The sequence below is a fragment of the Streptomyces sp. YJ-C3 genome (assembly GCF_053891275.1).
Window position 1 is genome coordinate 3,303,681 of record NZ_CM132685.1, and the last position, 15,717, is coordinate 3,319,397.

Here is a 15,717-nt window from a genome sequence, read left to right on the forward strand (position 1 = left end):
CGGCCCGTTCAGGTATGAGAGGAGCAGTTGTGCCAGCTCGTCCCGGTATCAAGGCCGCCTGCGCGCTGGCCGCCGCCAGTGTGGTGCTGCTCGGCGGATTCACCGGCCGGCCGGCGTCCGCCGATGCCCCCACCTACACGGTCTCCGTGGGAACCAAGGGCCCGTGGACCCACCCCGACGACAGTCCCGCGGCGACGTTCATCGACAAGGACGGCTCGTTCCACTATCAGTCCGCGCACGCCCTGTACGGGGCGGACGACCCGCGGGAGTGGACGTTCTACAGCGGCAAGGATTTTGATGCGGCTGCTCGTGACGGCGAGTTGAGCGATGCTGTGAATCCGGCGAATGCGGACGACCGTAACGACGACACCACGTGGCGCTGCAACAACAGTCCCACGGGCCGGGAGTCCACGTACGCCCCGGACACGTCGCACTATGCGCAGAAGAACTACTGCGACCTGATGGGTGTGTGGGTCGATTCGGACAGTGGTGACTGGTACGGGCTCGTGCACAACGAGTTCACCCCGAGCCCGTACGGCGACGGCCTGCACTACGACGCGATCGACTACGCCGTCTCGAAGGACCGGGGCAGGACGTGGGACATCAAGGACCACGTGCTCACCTCGCCCTACAGCACGAAGAGGGGTGACAGCGCGGCGTTCCCGCACGAGACGTACTACTACGGCGACGGTGATCCGCGTCTGTTCGTGGACACGGCCTCCGGCTACTTCTACGTCTTCTACAACTCGCGGGTGATCCCGAAGGGCGGTGTGCCCGGCGGCTGGACCGACGGCAGCCGGGCGCATGTCGCCCGCGCTCCGATGTCCGGGAAGATGGCGCCGGGTTCGTGGAGGAAGTGGTACGACGGGGCCTGGTCGCAGCCCGGACCCGGCGGCCTGGAGAGCAACATGGAGCCCGTCGACGCCGGCCACCCCACCGGGTACACGGCCGTCGCGCACGACTACGACCCCGACAACCCCGGCAGCGTCGCCGAGCAGCAGAAGGCCGGGACCCTGCCCGCCAAGTCCGACCTGCTGACCATGAACGTCGCCTACGACGCCCACCTGGGCCTGTACATCGGGCAGCCCGAGGCCATCACCCAGGACAGCAACGAGCCCCAGCGGATCTACGCCACCGACGACCTCGCCACCCAGAAGTGGCGGCTGCTCGGCGACACCGGCGCCTACAAGACCGGCTCCTGGTACCGCTGGTTCCTCGACCCGGTGAACCGGACCGGATCCACGATCGTCGGCAAGACGTTCCGCAGCTACTGCTCCTTCCAGTGCTCGAACGGCGCCTCCGGCGAGTACTACGAGACCGTCATCGACACCACCGCACCGGCCGCCCCCGTCACGACGGGCAAGGCCCACACCATCGCGAGCGGCGACGGGCGCTTTCTCGCCCAGGTGTCCGGCGGTTCGGCGACCACCTCCGCCACCGGCGGCGGAACCTCGGCGCTGAGCCAGTGGATCTTCACCAGTGACGGCGACGGCTCGTACCGCATCGCCAACGCCTCCACCGGCCGGCTCCTCGGCGTCGACGCCACGGGCGACGCCGGACGGGCCTGGGGCGCCAAGCCCACAGTGACGGCCGCGCCGGCCGGCGGGCCCACCGTCGGGCAGCAGTGGTTCGTCGTTCCCGGCAAGACCACCGACGGTACGGCCACCGGAACGTACCGCCTGGTCAACCGCTACAGCGGACTCGTCATCGGGCTGTCCGACGACCCGGCCAGGACCGCCGAGACCACGCCGACGCGGGCCTGGACGGACAGCACGGGAGGCCCCGTCGGCGGCGCCCGCACCGCCGACGAACAGACCCTCACCCTCACCGCCGTGGCATCCGCGCACCGGCACTGACCCCACCCGCGGTACCCGCGTGCGCGTCCCCGCCCGGACGCGCACGCCTCCGAACGGACGCGCGCGGACACCCCGCGCGCGTCCAGCACCACCGTTGCTCCTGCCCTTACCTAAGGAACCCTGTGCGCAGACTCGTCAGAAGACCCACGCTCGTCGCGCTGGCCGCCACCGCGGTCGTCGCGGCGACCGCGGCCGCCTCCGTCCCGGCCACCGCCTCCGGCGCGGCGTCCGCCACCCCCGCGGCGCCGGCCAAGAAGGAGCCCACGCAGCGCCGCGTCCAGCTGATCACCGGTGACGTCGTCCAGGTGACGGACGGCAAGGTCAGCGGTTTCACCCCGGCTCCCGGGCGCGCGGACATACCCGTCCACGTCGAGGACGACGGCAAGCAGTCCCTGGTCGTACCGCTCGACGCCCAGCGGCTGATCTCCGACGGCACCCTCGACAAGCGGCTCTTCGACGTCAAGCAGCTCGACACCGCCGCCGCCCGCAAGCTGTACAGGAACGGGCTCAAGGTCATCGTCGGCTACCGGGGCACCGCCGCCACCGCCCGCGCCGATGTCCAGGACGCCGGCGCCACCGTCCACCGCAGCCTCAAGGCTCTCAACGCCCAGGCCCTCACCGCGTCGGCCGACGACCTGCCCGCGCTGTGGAAGTCCCTGACGCGGACCGACGGCTCCGACAACGATGTCGCGCGGACCTCCGCAGCTCAGGGCGTCGACCACGTCTGGCTGGACGCGCCCGTCAAGGCCCAACTCGACGTCAGCGTCCCGCAGATCGGCGCCCCCGCGGCCTGGCAGGCGGGCTACGACGGCAAGGGCGTGAAGGTCGCCGTCGTCGACACCGGCGTCTACGGGGACCACCCCGACCTGGCCGGCAAGGTGGTCGCCGCCAAGAACTTCTCCACGTCCCCGGACGACGTCGACCACCAGGGACACGGCACCCACGTCGCCTCCACCATCGCCGGCTCCGGCGCGAAGTCGGGCGGCACGTACAAGGGTGTGGCCCCCGGCGCGAGCATCATCGCCGCGAAGGTCCTCGACGACACCGGCAGCGGCGCCGACTCCGACATCATCAGCGGCATCGACTGGGCCGTCGCGCAGGGCGCCGACATCGTCAACATGAGCCTCGGCGGCACCGACACCCCGGACGTCGACCCGCTCGAGGAGACGGTCAACCGCTACAGCGAGAGCGACGGCGTCCTCTTCGCGGTCGCCGCCGGCAACGAGGGACCGGGCGCGAGCACCGTCGGCACCCCCGGCTCCGCGGACGGCGCGCTGACCGTCGGCGCCGTCGACAGCGGCGACAAGATGGCCGACTTCTCCAGCCGCGGCCCGCGCCTCGGCGACGGAGCCATCAAGCCGGACGTGACCGCGCCGGGCGTCGACATCACCGCCGCCTCGTCCCCCGGCAGCGTCATCGCAGGCGAGGTCGGCGAGAACCCCGAGGGCTACGTCACCATCTCCGGTACGTCGATGGCGACGCCGCACGTCGCCGGCTCCGCGGCCCTGCTCAAGCAGCAGCACCCGGACTGGACGGCCGCCCAGCTCAAGGGCGTGCTCACCGCCTCCACCAAGGACACCGGCTTCGCCGCCTTCGAGCAGGGCTCGGGCCGCATCCAGGTCGACCACGCCGTCAAGACGGGCGTGTACGCCGAGCAGACCTCGCTGAACTTCGGCAAGGCCGCCTGGCCGCACGACGACGACAAGCCGCTCACGCAGACCCTCACCTACCGCAACACGGGCACCTCCGACGTCTCCCTCGACCTGACGGCGAGCGGCACGGCCCCGGACGGCAAGGCCGCGCCCGAGGGCATGTTCACGGTCACCCCGGCGAAGGTCACCGTGCCCGCGGGCAAGACGGCCGACGTCACGGTCACCGCCGACACCAGGGTCGACGCCCCCGACGGCCAGTACTCCGGCGCCGTCGTGGCGGCCGACGCGGACCAGAGCGTGCGCACCGCCTTCGCGGTCGAGCGTGAAGTGGCCTCGTACGCAGTCGAGTTGAGCCACATCGGCCGGGACGGCAAGGCCGCCGCGCACTTCCAGACGTACGTCAAGGCCCTGACCGGCGACGCCGCGGGCACCGAGTACGCCGTCGACGAGAACAGCGACTCCGGCACGCTGCGCCTGCCCATCGGCGAGTACACCGTGCAGGGCGTGATCCTCGCCGACCGCGCCGACTCCACCAAGGGCACGGACTGGATCGCCCAGCCCAAGCTCATCGTCGACAAGGACCAGAAGGTCACCCTCGACGCCCGCACCGCCGAGCCCGTCGACATCACCGTGCCCGACGGCAAGGCGACGGCCCGGCAGGCGTACATGTACTACGCGGTCAAGAAGGGCTACACGGACTACAAGTCCGGCTGGCAGCTGACCTCGTACAAGAACTTCCGCGCCGCCCACCTCGGCCCCGAGATCACCGACGGCTCCCTGAGCCAGCTCTGGGACGCCGACTTCGCCGTCGGCACCACGAAGCAGTACTCGCTCGTGTACGGCGGTCCGGTCCAGCGCCTCGCCACCGGCTACACGCGCCACGAGAGGAAGAGCAACTTCGCCGAGGTGAAGGCGTCGCTCGGCACGCCCGTGCCCGGCAAGGACTCCTGGCTGAGCCCCATCGGCACGGTCCAGGGCTCCCTCATGGGCTACTCCTCGGGCATCACCGCTCCCGCGCCGGCCAGCCGGAAGGTCTACCTGTCGACGTCCGACAAGGCACAGTGGGGTCTCGGCATGGAGCAGCTCGGCGCGCCGCTGCCCAACGGGTGGCAGCCGACGGAGTCGCGCTACGGCATCTCCTTCAGCACGTTCCGCGCGGGACACACCTACAAGGAGACCTTCAACACGGGCGTGTTCGGTCCGCTGATGGACGAGAGCGACAACATCGTCCGCAGCGGGAACACCCTGTACGCGTTCCTGCGCATGTTCGACGACGGCCAGGGCCACGACGGCTCCACCACGCTGGAGTCGGCACACACCAAGCTCACCCGCGACGGCGAGACGCTCGTCGACAAGGACGACGACATCGAGTACGCGTCGTTCGCGGTGCCCGCCGAGGACGGCACGTACACGCTGAGCACCACGGCGACCCGGAGCGAGGACATCGCGCTGGTCGGCACCCGGGTCGACGCGAGCTGGACCTTCCGTTCCAAGGACGGCGACAAGCTGATCCCCGCCTCCATGGTCCGCTTCCACCCGGAACTGGACCTCGGATCCACCGCCAAGGCCGGCAAGAAGCTGACGATGCCGGTCGAGGTGCAGGGCGCCGCCGCCGGTGACAACCTCAAGTCCCTCACCGTCGAGGCGTCGTACGACAACGGCGCCACCTGGCAGAAGCTGACGGTGAAGCACGGCAAGGCGTCGCTCAAGGCCCCCGCCAAGGGCAAGGGCGTCACGCTGCGCGCCGAGGTGGTCGACCAGCAGGACAACACGTCCACGGTGGCCGTCCACAACGCGTTCCGCGGCCGCTGACCCCTGTGACCCACCCGATGCGGCCGGACACCACCTGGTGTCCGGCCGCATCGTCGTGCCGGGCCCCTGCTGGTCCCCGCTCCGAAAACGTCTACAGGTGTAGACTTCTTTAATGACACACTTTCCCGGCCGTCATGGCAGGGGACCAGGGAGAAGGAAGCACGCATGAATCTCGATCTGGCCGGAAAACGCGCGCTCGTCACCGGTTCGAGCTCCGGGCTCGGTGAGGCCACCGCGAAGCTGCTGGCGGCGGAGGGCGCGGCGGTCGTCGTGCACGGCCGGGACAAGGACCGCGCGGAGAGGGTCGCGCGGGAGATCCGTGAGGCCGGCGGGACCGCCACCACGGCAGTGGGCGACCTGGCCGACGACGACGCCGCCGGCGACGTGGCCCGGGCGGCGACCTCGGACGGTCCCGTCGACATCCTCGTCAACAACGCAGGCTTCTACCGGCACTTGTCGTGGACCGAGGCGAGTCCCGACGAATGGCGGGACACCTACAACGTCAACGTGGTCTCGGGCGTCCGGATGATCCAGCACCTGGTCCCGGCGATGCGGGAGCGCGGCTGGGGGCGGGTGATCACGATCGGCGGCGGTCTCGCCTCCCAGCCGATGAACACGCACCCGCAGTACAACGCCACCCTGGCGGCCCGGCACAACCTCGCCGTGTCCCTGGCCCGCGAGCTCAAGGGCACCGGCGTCACCTCCAACGTGGTGTCACCCGGAGCGATCCTGGTCGACGCCACCAGGGACCTCGTCACCGGGATCGGGCCCGCCCGCGGCTGGGGTCACACCTGGGAGGAGATCCGGCCCCACGCCGTCGAGGCCCTCATCCCGAACGACCAGGAACGGTTCGGCGAGCCGGACGAGATCGCGGCGGCCGTGGCGTACCTGTGCAGCACCTACGCCCAGTACGTCAGCGGAGCCACCCTCCGCGTGGACGGCGGGCTCATCCGGTCCGCGTTCTGAGCGGACGCGGACGTCACGCCCCCTGTTCGTCGGCGCCTCATGGGCCGGCGACGGGCGCGGAGTCCGCCTCGCGGGTGACCGGCCGGAGCATCTCCGCGAGGAGCCCCGCGAGGCGCTCGTCGTCGGCCGCCGCGAGCGCGCTCGTGCCGACGACACTGCGCAGCAGCCACGTGCCGGCGATCAGCGAGAGCCCGAGCTGAGCGCGGACCTCCGCGTCGGAACCGTCGAGCAGCCCGGCGAGCCGGGCCCCCACGTGGGTCTCGACGCCCTGCCGGACGATGTCCGCCGCCACCGGATCCGCTGCCGAGCGCAGCAACAGCAGGAACGGATCGAGCCGTTCGGCGTCGGGCGCCGTGCGCTCGGCGAGGCTGCGGGCGAGGGAGTCCGCCAGCCCGGGCAGCTCGTCGCCGACGACGGTCGGCGGGCCGAAGGCGCGGTCGACGGCCTCGGCGAACAGCCGCTCCTTCGAACCGAAGTAGCGGTTGATCATCATCGCCGTGACACCCGCCCGCTCGGCGATCTGCCGCACCCCGGCCCGGGCGTACCCGAGCTCGGTGAACTCGACGACCGCGGCGGCGAGGATGGCTTCACGTGTCGCGGCGCCATCGCGTCTGCGGGCGGGAGGTGCGGCACTCATGAGGACGAGCATACGGCGGGCCGGCGGCAGGGCATCGCGAGCCGCGGGGGATTCAAGAGCAAGATCTAGCGGTTCGGCGTAGCCGCAGGTCAGAGTCATTCTTGCCGGACTGAGGTCAGCAAGTGGTCAGCATGGGACCGCATCTCGTCCCTCGTTGATGACTTTCGACTCGTGACAGGAGCCCGGCACATCGGGCTCCGTCTCCGCTCGGAAGGCTTGATTCATGGCTCGTCAGCTCAGTTTCGTGCAGCTGCTCCTCCTCGTTTGACAGCAGGTGGTGTTCAGCGTGTTCGAAATCACTCCTGGCACCACCACTTGGGTGTAGCTCTCTTGAGGGGAGTCATGCGGCCGGTGCGACTGCTTCGGTGGTGGTTCGCAAGGGTTATGTGCGTGGTTTTCCGCTGTTACTGCCTTCTCCAGACCGGCCGCGAAGGTCAGGACAACCGTGTGGCCCACGCGGATCTTGTTGTAGATCTCGGCTGTTGGGTGCTCGCCGTTGAGCAGGTTGCGTGATGCGGCGCTCTCGTCGCCCAGTTTTGGCCTCTTCGCTTCGGCGGGCAGTGGCCTGTAGTCCGGCAGCTTGCTGTACAGGTGGTGGGCTGCGCTGGTGGTGCGGCAGGAGAAGACGAAGAAGCTGAACCGCAGCCATCTCGTGGTCCGTTGCGGCCCTCGCGTGAAGTTTGCGCTGCCGGTGACGAGCACATCCCTGCAGGGGTCCTTCCTCGTCCAGATCATGCAGGTGTATGGGTCCGTCTCCGCCCGGGACCGTCCGATGTGCCTCCAGCCCGGCAGCGCTGCTGCATCCGGCAGGACGGCCTTCACACCTTGATCGTTCGGCGTTTCTCGTGCCCCCGTTACTTTGGGGCTGTGGAGTCTGTTGTGGTCATCCTGCTGGGGGCTGTGTTCGGGTGTGCGTTCATCAGGGATGTTCGCGGGGTGCGGAGCTGGTTCTATCAGGAGGGGGATGCAGCATCGTTCGCTGCTCTTGAGGAGCGGTACGGCGGGATGGCGAAGCTCGTGGGCGGCATCTTCGCAGGGGTGGGTCTCTACATGATCGGTGTGGCTGTTTCCTGGCTGGTGTGACTCTCGGGAGAACGACGACGCCGACTGCATCCGCTCCGGCCACGTGGGTCGGCGCCGTCCGGACACGGGACTGCGCGCGGCCGGGGAGCTCGACTGGACCTGTGTATGTGTTGTAGATGGCTCCCACATGCGCGCGCAAGAAGAGGGAGCCGCGGCCCGACGCGATGCAGGAGGGCCTGGCCCGGGTGGTGTGCCTGCACCCAGGTCCGGTCAGTGTCTGCGCGAGCGCCACCAGCGGCGGATCCGGTCCGTGCCGGAGGTCGCTGCGTGGAATCCGTGACACCAGCGACCGACGCTGATGCATTCACACGTGACGAGTGCGAGGCCGTCACAGTGCGAGCCGCCGCTCCGCAGCGGCGGTGAGCGGTCCGGCTACCTGCGCGTCAGGGTGAGACGACGAGCGAGGTCACCGTCGCGGCGAAGGGCACGTGGTCGCCCTGGCGGGCCGTGATGCGCACCGTCTCGTACCCGGGCGCTGAGACAGGACCCTGCTCGGCCGTGATCCAGCACGGCGTGTCGAACTCGACGAAGTGCGTGAACCGGGCGTTCAGGCTCGTGAGGACAGTGGGCCGCGGGTGCATCGTGGCATGGGCAGCCTGTCGTGCCGCTTCCAGGAGGACCATGCCCGGAACATGGTCGACCGGGTGGTCGAACAGCACGGGGTGGGTCACGTCGACGCGCAACTGCCACTGCATCTCCGCTCGCCCGGGGGCCAGAACGACATCCTGCGGGTCGATTCGGCCGACCTGGTCGGGGGCGATCGGTGCTGGCAGTGGGACGGCCCGTGCCATCGCGTCGGGGGCGTCGTTGCCCGCGCCGCGCAGCCGCTGGTAGATGGCCGGACCGTGGTTGGTGAACTGGGTCTCGGCGATGCCCAGGTGCTGGTCGCCGCGGGTGGCCGTGGCCGTCAGCGTCATGCGGCTGAGGCGTCCGGAGCGCATGACGACGTCGGTGCCGCTAAGGCGTAGTGAGCATGCGGCGGGCACGGGCTCGTGACGCAACGCATCAGGGAAGACGGCGCAGCGGTAGGTGTCCCATATCTGACGATGGTCCATGGGAGCCCCGTATCCTGCGTGACTGACCAGCGGTATGGCCTGACGGACGCTCTCGGAGAACAGCATCGGGTCGTGCAGGCCGTGGCCGGGTCTGTAGAAGCTGTGTGCTTGGGGCCACAGTGAGGTGGCGAGGAAGGCGTTCTCGCCATCCTGCTGCCAGCCGCGCAGCAAGGCTTCCGTCTCGGCGGTCTTGTGCACGTACTGGCGAGGGACCGTCGTGAGCATCGGGGACGGTGAACTGGTGGCACCCCTGAGCGGACCATGGGCGGGAGCGGGTTCAACAACGGCAGCAGGCATGGAACAGCCTCTCTGAGGATCCAAAAGTGACATGACCGGCTGGGTGGCCGCAGGTGGCAGGATGAGCCCGACAGCCTTAGGGCACTGGTCACGGGGCATAACCTAGAGAGCGCTCTGTTTCATTGTCGAGGGAGAACTGATGGCACGGCTACAGCAGGAGCGTGCGGTAAAGACGCGGGCGGCGCTCGTTCGAGCCGCCGCAGAAGAGTTTGACCTGCACGGATACGCCGGAACCAGCACGACCAAGATCGTGAAGAGGGCCGGTTCGACTATGGGAGCTCTTTACTTCCACTTTGAATCCAAAGAGGACCTGGCCCGGGCGGTCATGGCCGAGCAGGCGTCGGATTTGCCGGACTTGGGGCAAGTGGACGGGCTGCAGCACCTGATCGATCTCACGCTCGCCTTGGCGCATGAGCTGCAGCGCAACGTCCTGTTCCGAGCGGGTGTGCAGTTGGCCGTGGAGCAGGGAGCCTTCGGCCTGCGGGAAGACGCGGCGTACCAGCTGTGGATCGCCACCTTCCGAGACGAACTGATCGTGGCCCAAGCACTCGGAGAATTGCGTGAGGGCGTGGATCCGTCGTCGTTCGCCAGGGTCCTGGTCGGTGCGTACAGCGGAACCCAGCTGCTGTCCCAGATCAGCGAGGGGCGCAAGGATCTGCCGGAGCGCATCGCGGAGTTGTGGTCCTACTTCTTGCCGGCCGTCGCCGCCCCCGAGGTCACGGACAGCCTGAAGCTTCACGGGCGCGCGGCCGAGGTGACCAAGTGACGCCGTGGACCGTCGCACTGACCGGAGCCACCGGATTCATCGGCTCCGCCGTGCTGCAACGCCTGCTCGGCCGGCCGAGCCCGGTGGGCGGTCCGGTACAGGTCCGTGTGCTGATGCGCCGCACGGGCGTCGCCCTGCCCGGGGGCGGAGCGGTGCGGCAGATCCGCGGCGACCTCGCCGACGCCGCATCACTGACCGCACTTCTCGACGGAGCTGACGCCCTGGTCCACACGGCCTCGTACGTCGGCAAGGACGCCGAACGGTGCGAGGCGGTGAACCTGCGCGGGACTGCCGATGTGATGGCGGCGGCGCGGGCGAGTGCGCTCGAGCGGATCGTGCACCTGTCGACCGCAGCCGTCTACGGAGCGGGTCCCCACCGGGGCATCGACGTCGACGCCGTCGTTCCGCAGCCGGTCTCGGCCGCCAGCCGCACCCGACTGATGGGGGAGCGGTTCGCCCTGGACGCGGGCGCTCTTGTCCTGAGGCCGGGCCTGGTCATCGGAGAGGGAGACCGGTGGGTGGTGCCGGCATACGCCGAGCTGGCCGAGCGTGTCCTGCCCGAGTGGCTCGGTGGCACGGGGCTGCTGTCAGTCGTGGACGTCGGCGATCTGGCCCGACTGGTAGCCGCAGCTGCGACAGCTCCCACCACGGCACGAGGAGTCCAACATGCAGCCCATCCGGAGCCGGTCTCTACCGGACAGCTCAGGAAGACACTCAGCGCGCATGGGCTCGTGGCTCCCGCCCGGGGCAGCGCGGACTGGGACGAGTGCCGAGCACTCGTCGCGCACTCACAAGGACGCTACGGAGAACGGCAGTTGGAACTGCTCTCCCTGGATCACTTCTACCTGAGCGAACGTATCTGGCAGTTGCTCGATACGGAACCCGGCCCTGGCCCTCTGGCCCGGCTCGACGAAGCGGCTGACTGGTACCGCCATGCGCTGGCGGAGAGGGGTCAGGGCGCCGGCGCAGGCTCGTCGTGAACCGAGCCGATGCCCCGCAGAGCCGTTTGCCACAGGTCGATGAGATGTTCCTGAGCGGTGCGTGACGGCAGGAGCGCTTCTTTGGACTGTGGCAGCAGACCTGCCTCCACCCCGGCCACCAGGCTGCCCACCAGCAGGGCGGCAGACTCGGGACACGTGCCGGGCCGCAGCTGATCGAGGACCTCGGCCTGGTACAGGCGGGCGCGGACCAGCGGCAGCCAGCTGTCGCGCCAGTCCAGGCGCAGCGACGGCCGTTCACGGGTCAGCCGGGCAGCCGCCCGCGCCGTGCCCTCGTCACTCAGCAACGAGGCAAGTGCGCCCGCGACAACGCCGACAGAGTCCAGCGGGGCCTGTGCCTGCAGGTCTGCCTTGCCCACCACGGTGCGCGTGGCCTCGATCCCGGCCGCACACACGGCCCGCGCCAGGGACACCTTGCTGGGGTAGTGGAACGTGAGGGCACCCATGGTGGCGCCCGCCGCTTTACAGACCTGGGACAGCGAGGTTCCGTCGTAGCCGTGCAGAGCGAATTCCGCCGCGGCGCTACGAATGAGCCGCGCGCGTGTCAGCGCCGCCCTCGCCTGTCCGGTCTGCCCCTTCATGCCCCTCTTCTTTCTTGTTCGTCGGTTTCGCGCTGGCTGAATACCAACGCAAGGTGGTGTGCTGCGGACGCAGCGGTCTTGGTGCGGCCCCACGGTGCGGACCGTGATGCGTCCGTGCGTCGTCCCGATGCAGGTGTGGGGCCTCGCCCTCTCCGGTATCGAATCCCTAGGTCAGGGCCCTCGGGTACGTGCCGGTCCAGACGTTCACTCGATGCATCATGCGGGCGCCTGCGCGGTGGACGCTAGGTCAAGGTGCCTAAGGCGTAGTCGAGTTCCTGCCAGATTCAGCCTGGTCACGCGACGGCCGGCTCGTCGGCAACCTCTCAAGGTCGTCCCCTCCCGAAGAGCGACTGGACTAAAAAGAGAGAACTCTCTATGTTTCTTGGCAGCGGATCGGATCGAGAAGGGTCGGGGGATGACTGTGCACAACACTGTCGGCATCCACAGCCACGGGCGTGTTCCGGCAAGGACAGACAGCGACGAACTCCTGTCGGAGTTCATCGACCGCCTCTTCGCGCACCTCCCGCGAGCAGACCAACGCAACCGCTCGCGCGAGTACGTGACAGGCCTGCTGACGACACCGGGCAAGAAATCGCTGCGCCGTATGGCGGCCGCTGTCTCCGACTCTCCCTATGCCTCCCAGGCCTTGCAGCAGTTCCTCAACGTCAGCCCCTGGGACTGGCAGCCGACACGGCGGGCACTCGCCGACTGGGCCACAAGGAACCGTCCGACTCTCACCTGGAGCCTGGGACTTGCCGTGCTTCCCAAGCGCGGCCACCACTCCGCCGGAGTCCACCGACGCTACATCCGCGACGTCGACCGCACCGTCAACTGCCAGCTCGGAGTGGGCCTTTTTCTGGGATCTGCCGACCACAGCCTCCCCGTCGACTGGCGCCTCGCGCTGCCGGGATCGTGGCAGACCGACGAGCCCCGGCGTGCAGCTGCCCGCATTCCCGACGACCAGACCACGCCTGCAGAGGGCGCCTGCGCCCTCGACCTGGTTCGCGCCCAGATCGCCGCCTCCGGACGACAGGACATCCCCGTCGTCGTCGACCTCACCGAGGTCCCGCACGACTCGTCGCTCCTGCCTGGCCTCGCCACCCTCGGCACAGGATTCGTCGCACAAGTCCCGGACCGCCTCGCAGCGAGCCTGCTGTCCAGGCAAAGCGGACCAGTAGCCGCAAGCGAGTTCTTGCGTGGCGGAACGGCTTCGCCCGGCTTCGCCTTCGGCGTTGTGCCCGGCACGGGCGGGCGGGCCCGCTCCCACGTGCGGACCTGCGCGGTCCGCCTGGCCGACGGCGTCCAGCGCGTTCCGCACCGGCCTTGCTCGCTACTCGTCGAGCAGCCAGTGAGCGGGCGCGGCGCGCGCTACTTCGTCACCGATCTCGGGCAGCAACGTCCCAGCGAGATCCTCCGTCTCGCGGACACCACACACCGCACGCAGGAGGCGGTGCGCAACATGCACCACCACTACGGGTTGCGGGATTTCGAAGGCCGTTCCTATCTCGGCTGGCACCACCACATGACCCTGGTGTCAGCCGCATACGCCTTCAGCCGACTCACCGGCCACGGGCCGGCCGCCAAGGCAGCTCCCGTGCTGCCCCAGGCAGCCTGAAGACGAGAACCGACGGGCCGACCGGCCGCCCTACGGGGAGATCACACGCCCTGACGACCGGCGATGACCAGCGACGAGTTCCGCCATTGCGGCCACTACCCTTCGGCGGAACCTCACAGCGCGCCCTGCCCCGACGACGCAGCGGGACGCTCACTGGCGCGAACGTCATCCCCCGCCATACGCGCGCGAGTCCAGAGCGGCCCCCGAAGGTGCAACTGCGGCGCGCTGCGCCGCAGCCCGGCGTTCAACTCCATGACGAAGAAGGACCAGGCGTCGGTCCGGGGCTTGGCATCCACGGGAGCGCTCCCTGTCTCCATGACTACTGAAAAGTGACATGGTGCGGAATGACCGCGACCATGACGCGTGTCGGGTCCTCTTCGCCGGCGGGCACGTCCATCTGCAGCCCGTAGTGTTCGGCGAGTTTGAAGAAGCCCAGCGCCAGGGGGTCGGGATCCACCTGGTCGACGATGCCGCGGACCTCAAGGTAGCGGTAGGGCTGATCCGGGTCGTTCACGGACAGCGAGACGTGCGGATTCGACTCCATGTTGCGGTACTTGAACCGACTGGTGGACGTGGTGAACCAGAGCCGTTCCCCGTCCCACTGGTACCAGACCGGGTTCACATGGGGGGTGTTGTCGGGCCTGATAGTCGCCAGATGCCCGAACAACGGGCGCTCCAGTAGGTCGACGTGGCTGTCGGGAATGAGTGACACGGGGAACTCCTTGCGAGAGGGATGGGGGGTGGATGTTCTGTGCGTGCACGGTGGCACTCGATCTCCTGCGGGCAGCCCATGCACAGCAGCGATCGATGAACGAACGGTGGCAGGAGAGCAGCGACGGAGGCCACCCGAGCAAAGGGGGGGGGCGACCGTCCGTGCACCGCTGTCGTCACGACCGTCCTGCCGTCTGATCGGAGTCAACCGCAGGACCGAACCAACGGGACAACGCATCGGGCAGAGCCGAGTCGGTGGGGGACGCCCAGGCCACATGACCGTCCGGGCGGACCAGGACGGAGTGGACCCCGTCCAGATCGGTGCCTGCGGGGCGTGCCGGAACGACGTCAACCCGGTCCGCCCAACCTGCCGCTCTGGTACGCAGCGAGGCGTCCTCGGTCAGATCGAGCAGCACCCCCCTGGCGCGATGCAGCAGTTGGTACATCCGCACATCACCGTCAGAGGTCTTGAGGCTCACGTCCGGCATCCGCGCACCGGTCAGTGGATGGCCACCAGCGATCGGGTAGTGCACGTCGAGTGCGCTGACGATGCCGGTGAAGGCACGGTTCACTTCCGGGATGTTCAGCAGCGGGGTGAGGAGATCCCGCAGCGCGTCCACACCATGCCCGGGCCGGCTCAGGGCGACCTGCGCGTGCGTGTTGGCCAGGACCGCGGCACCGACCGGATGGCGCTCCGCGTGGTAGCTGTCGAGCAGCTCCTCAGACGCCTGCCCGCGCACCGCGGCCGCCAGCTTCCAGCCGAGGTTCACCGCGTCCTGCATACCGAGGTTGAGGCCCTGGCCCCCGGAAGGGTTGTGGATGTGTGCGGCATCACCGGCCAGGAAGATCCGGCCCACCCGGTACCGGTCGGCCTGCCGGGCCGCATCGCCGAACCGGGAGACCTCGCCCGCCGCACGCATCCCGTGATCGGCACCGCTGATCCGCCGGAACGTGTCCCGGAACACGTCGAACGTCACCGGCGCGTCCCGGTCCGCCACCGCGTCGAACTCGATGGTCATGGCCCGATAGCGGCCCGGCTCGAACTCAAGCACACCGGCCTGGCCCCCCGGGAACCTAGCCAGCAGCCGAGGCTGGGCCGGCGGATCGTCGAGCGTCACGTCGGCGATCATCGCCGTGAGGGTGGCAGGAGTTCCGGGGAAGCCCACACCGAGCAGCCGGCGCACTGTGCTGCGGCTGCCGTCGCAGCCGACCACGTATCCGGCCCGCAGGGAAGCACCGTCCGACAGCGTCACGTCCACGCCGTCCGAATCCTGGGCGAGATCCACGACCTCGGCGCCGAACCCGATCTGCACCCCGAGTTCGGTGGCTCGCTCCTCCAGCAGGCGCTCCGTCTCCGCCTGCGGGATGAGCAGCATGTACGGGTGCCGAGTGTCGAACGCGCTCAGCTCCAGCGGACGCAGACCGGCGAAGTGCGTCGTCGGCGCCCGTCGGCGGCCCTCCACGAACCGCTCGGCGATGCCGCGCTGGTCCAGCACCTCAAGGGTCCGCGCGTGCATGCCGAGCGCCTTCGAGTACGGAGCGCGCTCCGTCAGCCGGTCCAGAACCAGCACGTCCACGCCGGCCACCCGCAGTTCGCACGCCAGCAGCAGACCCACCGGACCGCTGCCTACGATCACCACGTCAGCCATGGCCCACCTCCCCAAACGATTCGATCCGAAGTCGTCAGG

The 15,717-nt window shown here is 69.2% G+C and carries 13 protein-coding genes; 7 read left to right on the forward strand and 6 right to left on the reverse strand.

The window, feature by feature from the left end; genetic code table 11:
- Positions 1-29 precede the first annotated feature (29 nt).
- From ACVHNB_RS14400 to ACVHNB_RS14410, 3 genes are all read left to right on the forward strand, one after another.
- Positions 30-1,856 carry an RICIN domain-containing protein gene (locus ACVHNB_RS14400; RefSeq protein ID WP_456228262.1) on the forward strand — a complete coding sequence of 609 codons (1,827 nt, stop codon included), beginning with the start codon at positions 30-32 and terminating at the stop codon, positions 1,854-1,856.
- Positions 1,857-1,978: 122 nt separating this feature from the next.
- Positions 1,979-5,320 carry a S8 family peptidase gene (locus ACVHNB_RS14405; RefSeq protein ID WP_428950785.1) on the forward strand — a complete coding sequence of 1,114 codons (3,342 nt, stop codon included), beginning with the start codon at positions 1,979-1,981 and terminating at the stop codon, positions 5,318-5,320.
- Positions 5,321-5,485: 165 nt separating this feature from the next.
- Entirely contained in the window at positions 5,486-6,286 is an 801-nt protein-coding gene (locus ACVHNB_RS14410) for an SDR family NAD(P)-dependent oxidoreductase (protein WP_456228263.1), read from the forward strand.
- A 37-nt stretch (positions 6,287-6,323) separates the two neighbouring features.
- On the opposite strand, the gene ACVHNB_RS14415 is transcribed toward ACVHNB_RS14410, so the two are convergent.
- Both ACVHNB_RS14415 and ACVHNB_RS14420 read right to left on the reverse strand, forming a co-directional pair.
- Positions 6,324-6,923: a TetR/AcrR family transcriptional regulator gene (locus ACVHNB_RS14415; RefSeq protein WP_428950783.1), complete on the reverse strand. Its 600-nt coding sequence runs from the start codon at positions 6,921-6,923 to the stop codon at positions 6,324-6,326.
- 231 nt (positions 6,924-7,154) lie between these two features.
- Entirely contained in the window at positions 7,155-7,745 is a 591-nt protein-coding gene (locus ACVHNB_RS14420; protein ID WP_456228264.1) for a hypothetical protein, read from the reverse strand.
- A 45-nt stretch (positions 7,746-7,790) separates the two neighbouring features.
- On the opposite strand from ACVHNB_RS14420, the gene ACVHNB_RS14425 reads away from it, so the two are divergent.
- Positions 7,791-8,006: a hypothetical protein gene (locus ACVHNB_RS14425; protein WP_456228265.1), complete on the forward strand. Its 216-nt coding sequence runs from the start codon at positions 7,791-7,793 to the stop codon at positions 8,004-8,006.
- A gap of 383 nt (positions 8,007-8,389) precedes the next feature.
- Here the strand turns inward: ACVHNB_RS14425 and ACVHNB_RS14430 are convergent, their stop codons facing one another.
- Positions 8,390-9,286 (reverse strand): ScbA/BarX family gamma-butyrolactone biosynthesis protein, encoded by an 897-nt coding sequence (locus ACVHNB_RS14430; protein WP_456228266.1) that lies wholly within the window; start codon positions 9,284-9,286, stop codon positions 8,390-8,392.
- 211 nt (positions 9,287-9,497) lie between these two features.
- Between ACVHNB_RS14430 and ACVHNB_RS14435 the strand changes: the two genes are divergently transcribed.
- Together ACVHNB_RS14435 and ACVHNB_RS14440 are read left to right on the forward strand one after the other, a co-directional pair.
- Complete coding sequence (locus ACVHNB_RS14435; protein ID WP_428950779.1) at positions 9,498-10,124, forward strand: ScbR family autoregulator-binding transcription factor; 627 nt, start codon at positions 9,498-9,500, stop codon at positions 10,122-10,124.
- The gene (locus ACVHNB_RS14440) at positions 10,121-11,104 is read left to right on the forward strand and encodes an NAD-dependent epimerase/dehydratase family protein (protein ID WP_456228267.1); all 984 of its coding nucleotides are present in this window, start codon (positions 10,121-10,123) and stop codon (positions 11,102-11,104) included. The genes ACVHNB_RS14435 and ACVHNB_RS14440 overlap by 4 nt, the downstream gene beginning before the upstream one ends.
- Here the strand turns inward: ACVHNB_RS14440 and ACVHNB_RS14445 are convergent.
- The gene (locus ACVHNB_RS14445) at positions 11,077-11,703 is read right to left on the reverse strand and encodes a TetR family transcriptional regulator (protein WP_428950777.1); all 627 of its coding nucleotides are present in this window, start codon (positions 11,701-11,703) and stop codon (positions 11,077-11,079) included. The two genes, ACVHNB_RS14440 and ACVHNB_RS14445, sit on opposite strands and share 28 nt — an antisense overlap.
- A gap of 415 nt (positions 11,704-12,118) precedes the next feature.
- Between ACVHNB_RS14445 and ACVHNB_RS14450 the strand changes: the two genes are divergently transcribed.
- Positions 12,119-13,318 (forward strand): IS701 family transposase, encoded by a 1,200-nt coding sequence (locus ACVHNB_RS14450; protein WP_456228268.1) that lies wholly within the window; start codon positions 12,119-12,121, stop codon positions 13,316-13,318.
- A 319-nt stretch (positions 13,319-13,637) separates the two neighbouring features.
- Here the strand turns inward: ACVHNB_RS14450 and ACVHNB_RS14455 are convergent, their stop codons facing one another.
- Positions 13,638-14,030: a PPOX class F420-dependent oxidoreductase gene (locus ACVHNB_RS14455; RefSeq protein WP_456228269.1), complete on the reverse strand. Its 393-nt coding sequence runs from the start codon at positions 14,028-14,030 to the stop codon at positions 13,638-13,640.
- 175 nt (positions 14,031-14,205) lie between these two features.
- Positions 14,206-15,678, reverse strand: coding sequence for an FAD-dependent monooxygenase (locus ACVHNB_RS14460; RefSeq protein ID WP_456228270.1), 1,473 nt, complete (start codon positions 15,676-15,678; stop codon positions 14,206-14,208).
- Positions 15,679-15,717 lie beyond the last annotated feature (39 nt).

Bases quoted from the DNA above. Each gene is read 5' to 3' on its own strand.
- ACVHNB_RS14410 (WP_456228263.1), top strand. From the start codon at position 5,486: ATGAATCTCGATCTGGCCGGAAAACGCGCGCTCGTCACCGGTTCGAGC.
- ACVHNB_RS14415 (WP_428950783.1), bottom strand. From the start codon at position 6,923: ATGAGTGCCGCACCTCCCGCCCGCAGACGCGATGGCGCCGCGACACGT.
- ACVHNB_RS14430 (WP_456228266.1), bottom strand. From the start codon at position 9,286: ATGCTCACGACGGTCCCTCGCCAGTACGTGCACAAGACCGCCGAGACG.
- ACVHNB_RS14435 (WP_428950779.1), top strand. From the start codon at position 9,498: ATGGCACGGCTACAGCAGGAGCGTGCGGTAAAGACGCGGGCGGCGCTC.
- ACVHNB_RS14445 (WP_428950777.1), bottom strand. From the start codon at position 11,703: ATGAAGGGGCAGACCGGACAGGCGAGGGCGGCGCTGACACGCGCGCGG.
- ACVHNB_RS14450 (WP_456228268.1), top strand. From the start codon at position 12,119: ATGACTGTGCACAACACTGTCGGCATCCACAGCCACGGGCGTGTTCCG.
- ACVHNB_RS14460 (WP_456228270.1), bottom strand. From the start codon at position 15,678: ATGGCTGACGTGGTGATCGTAGGCAGCGGTCCGGTGGGTCTGCTGCTG.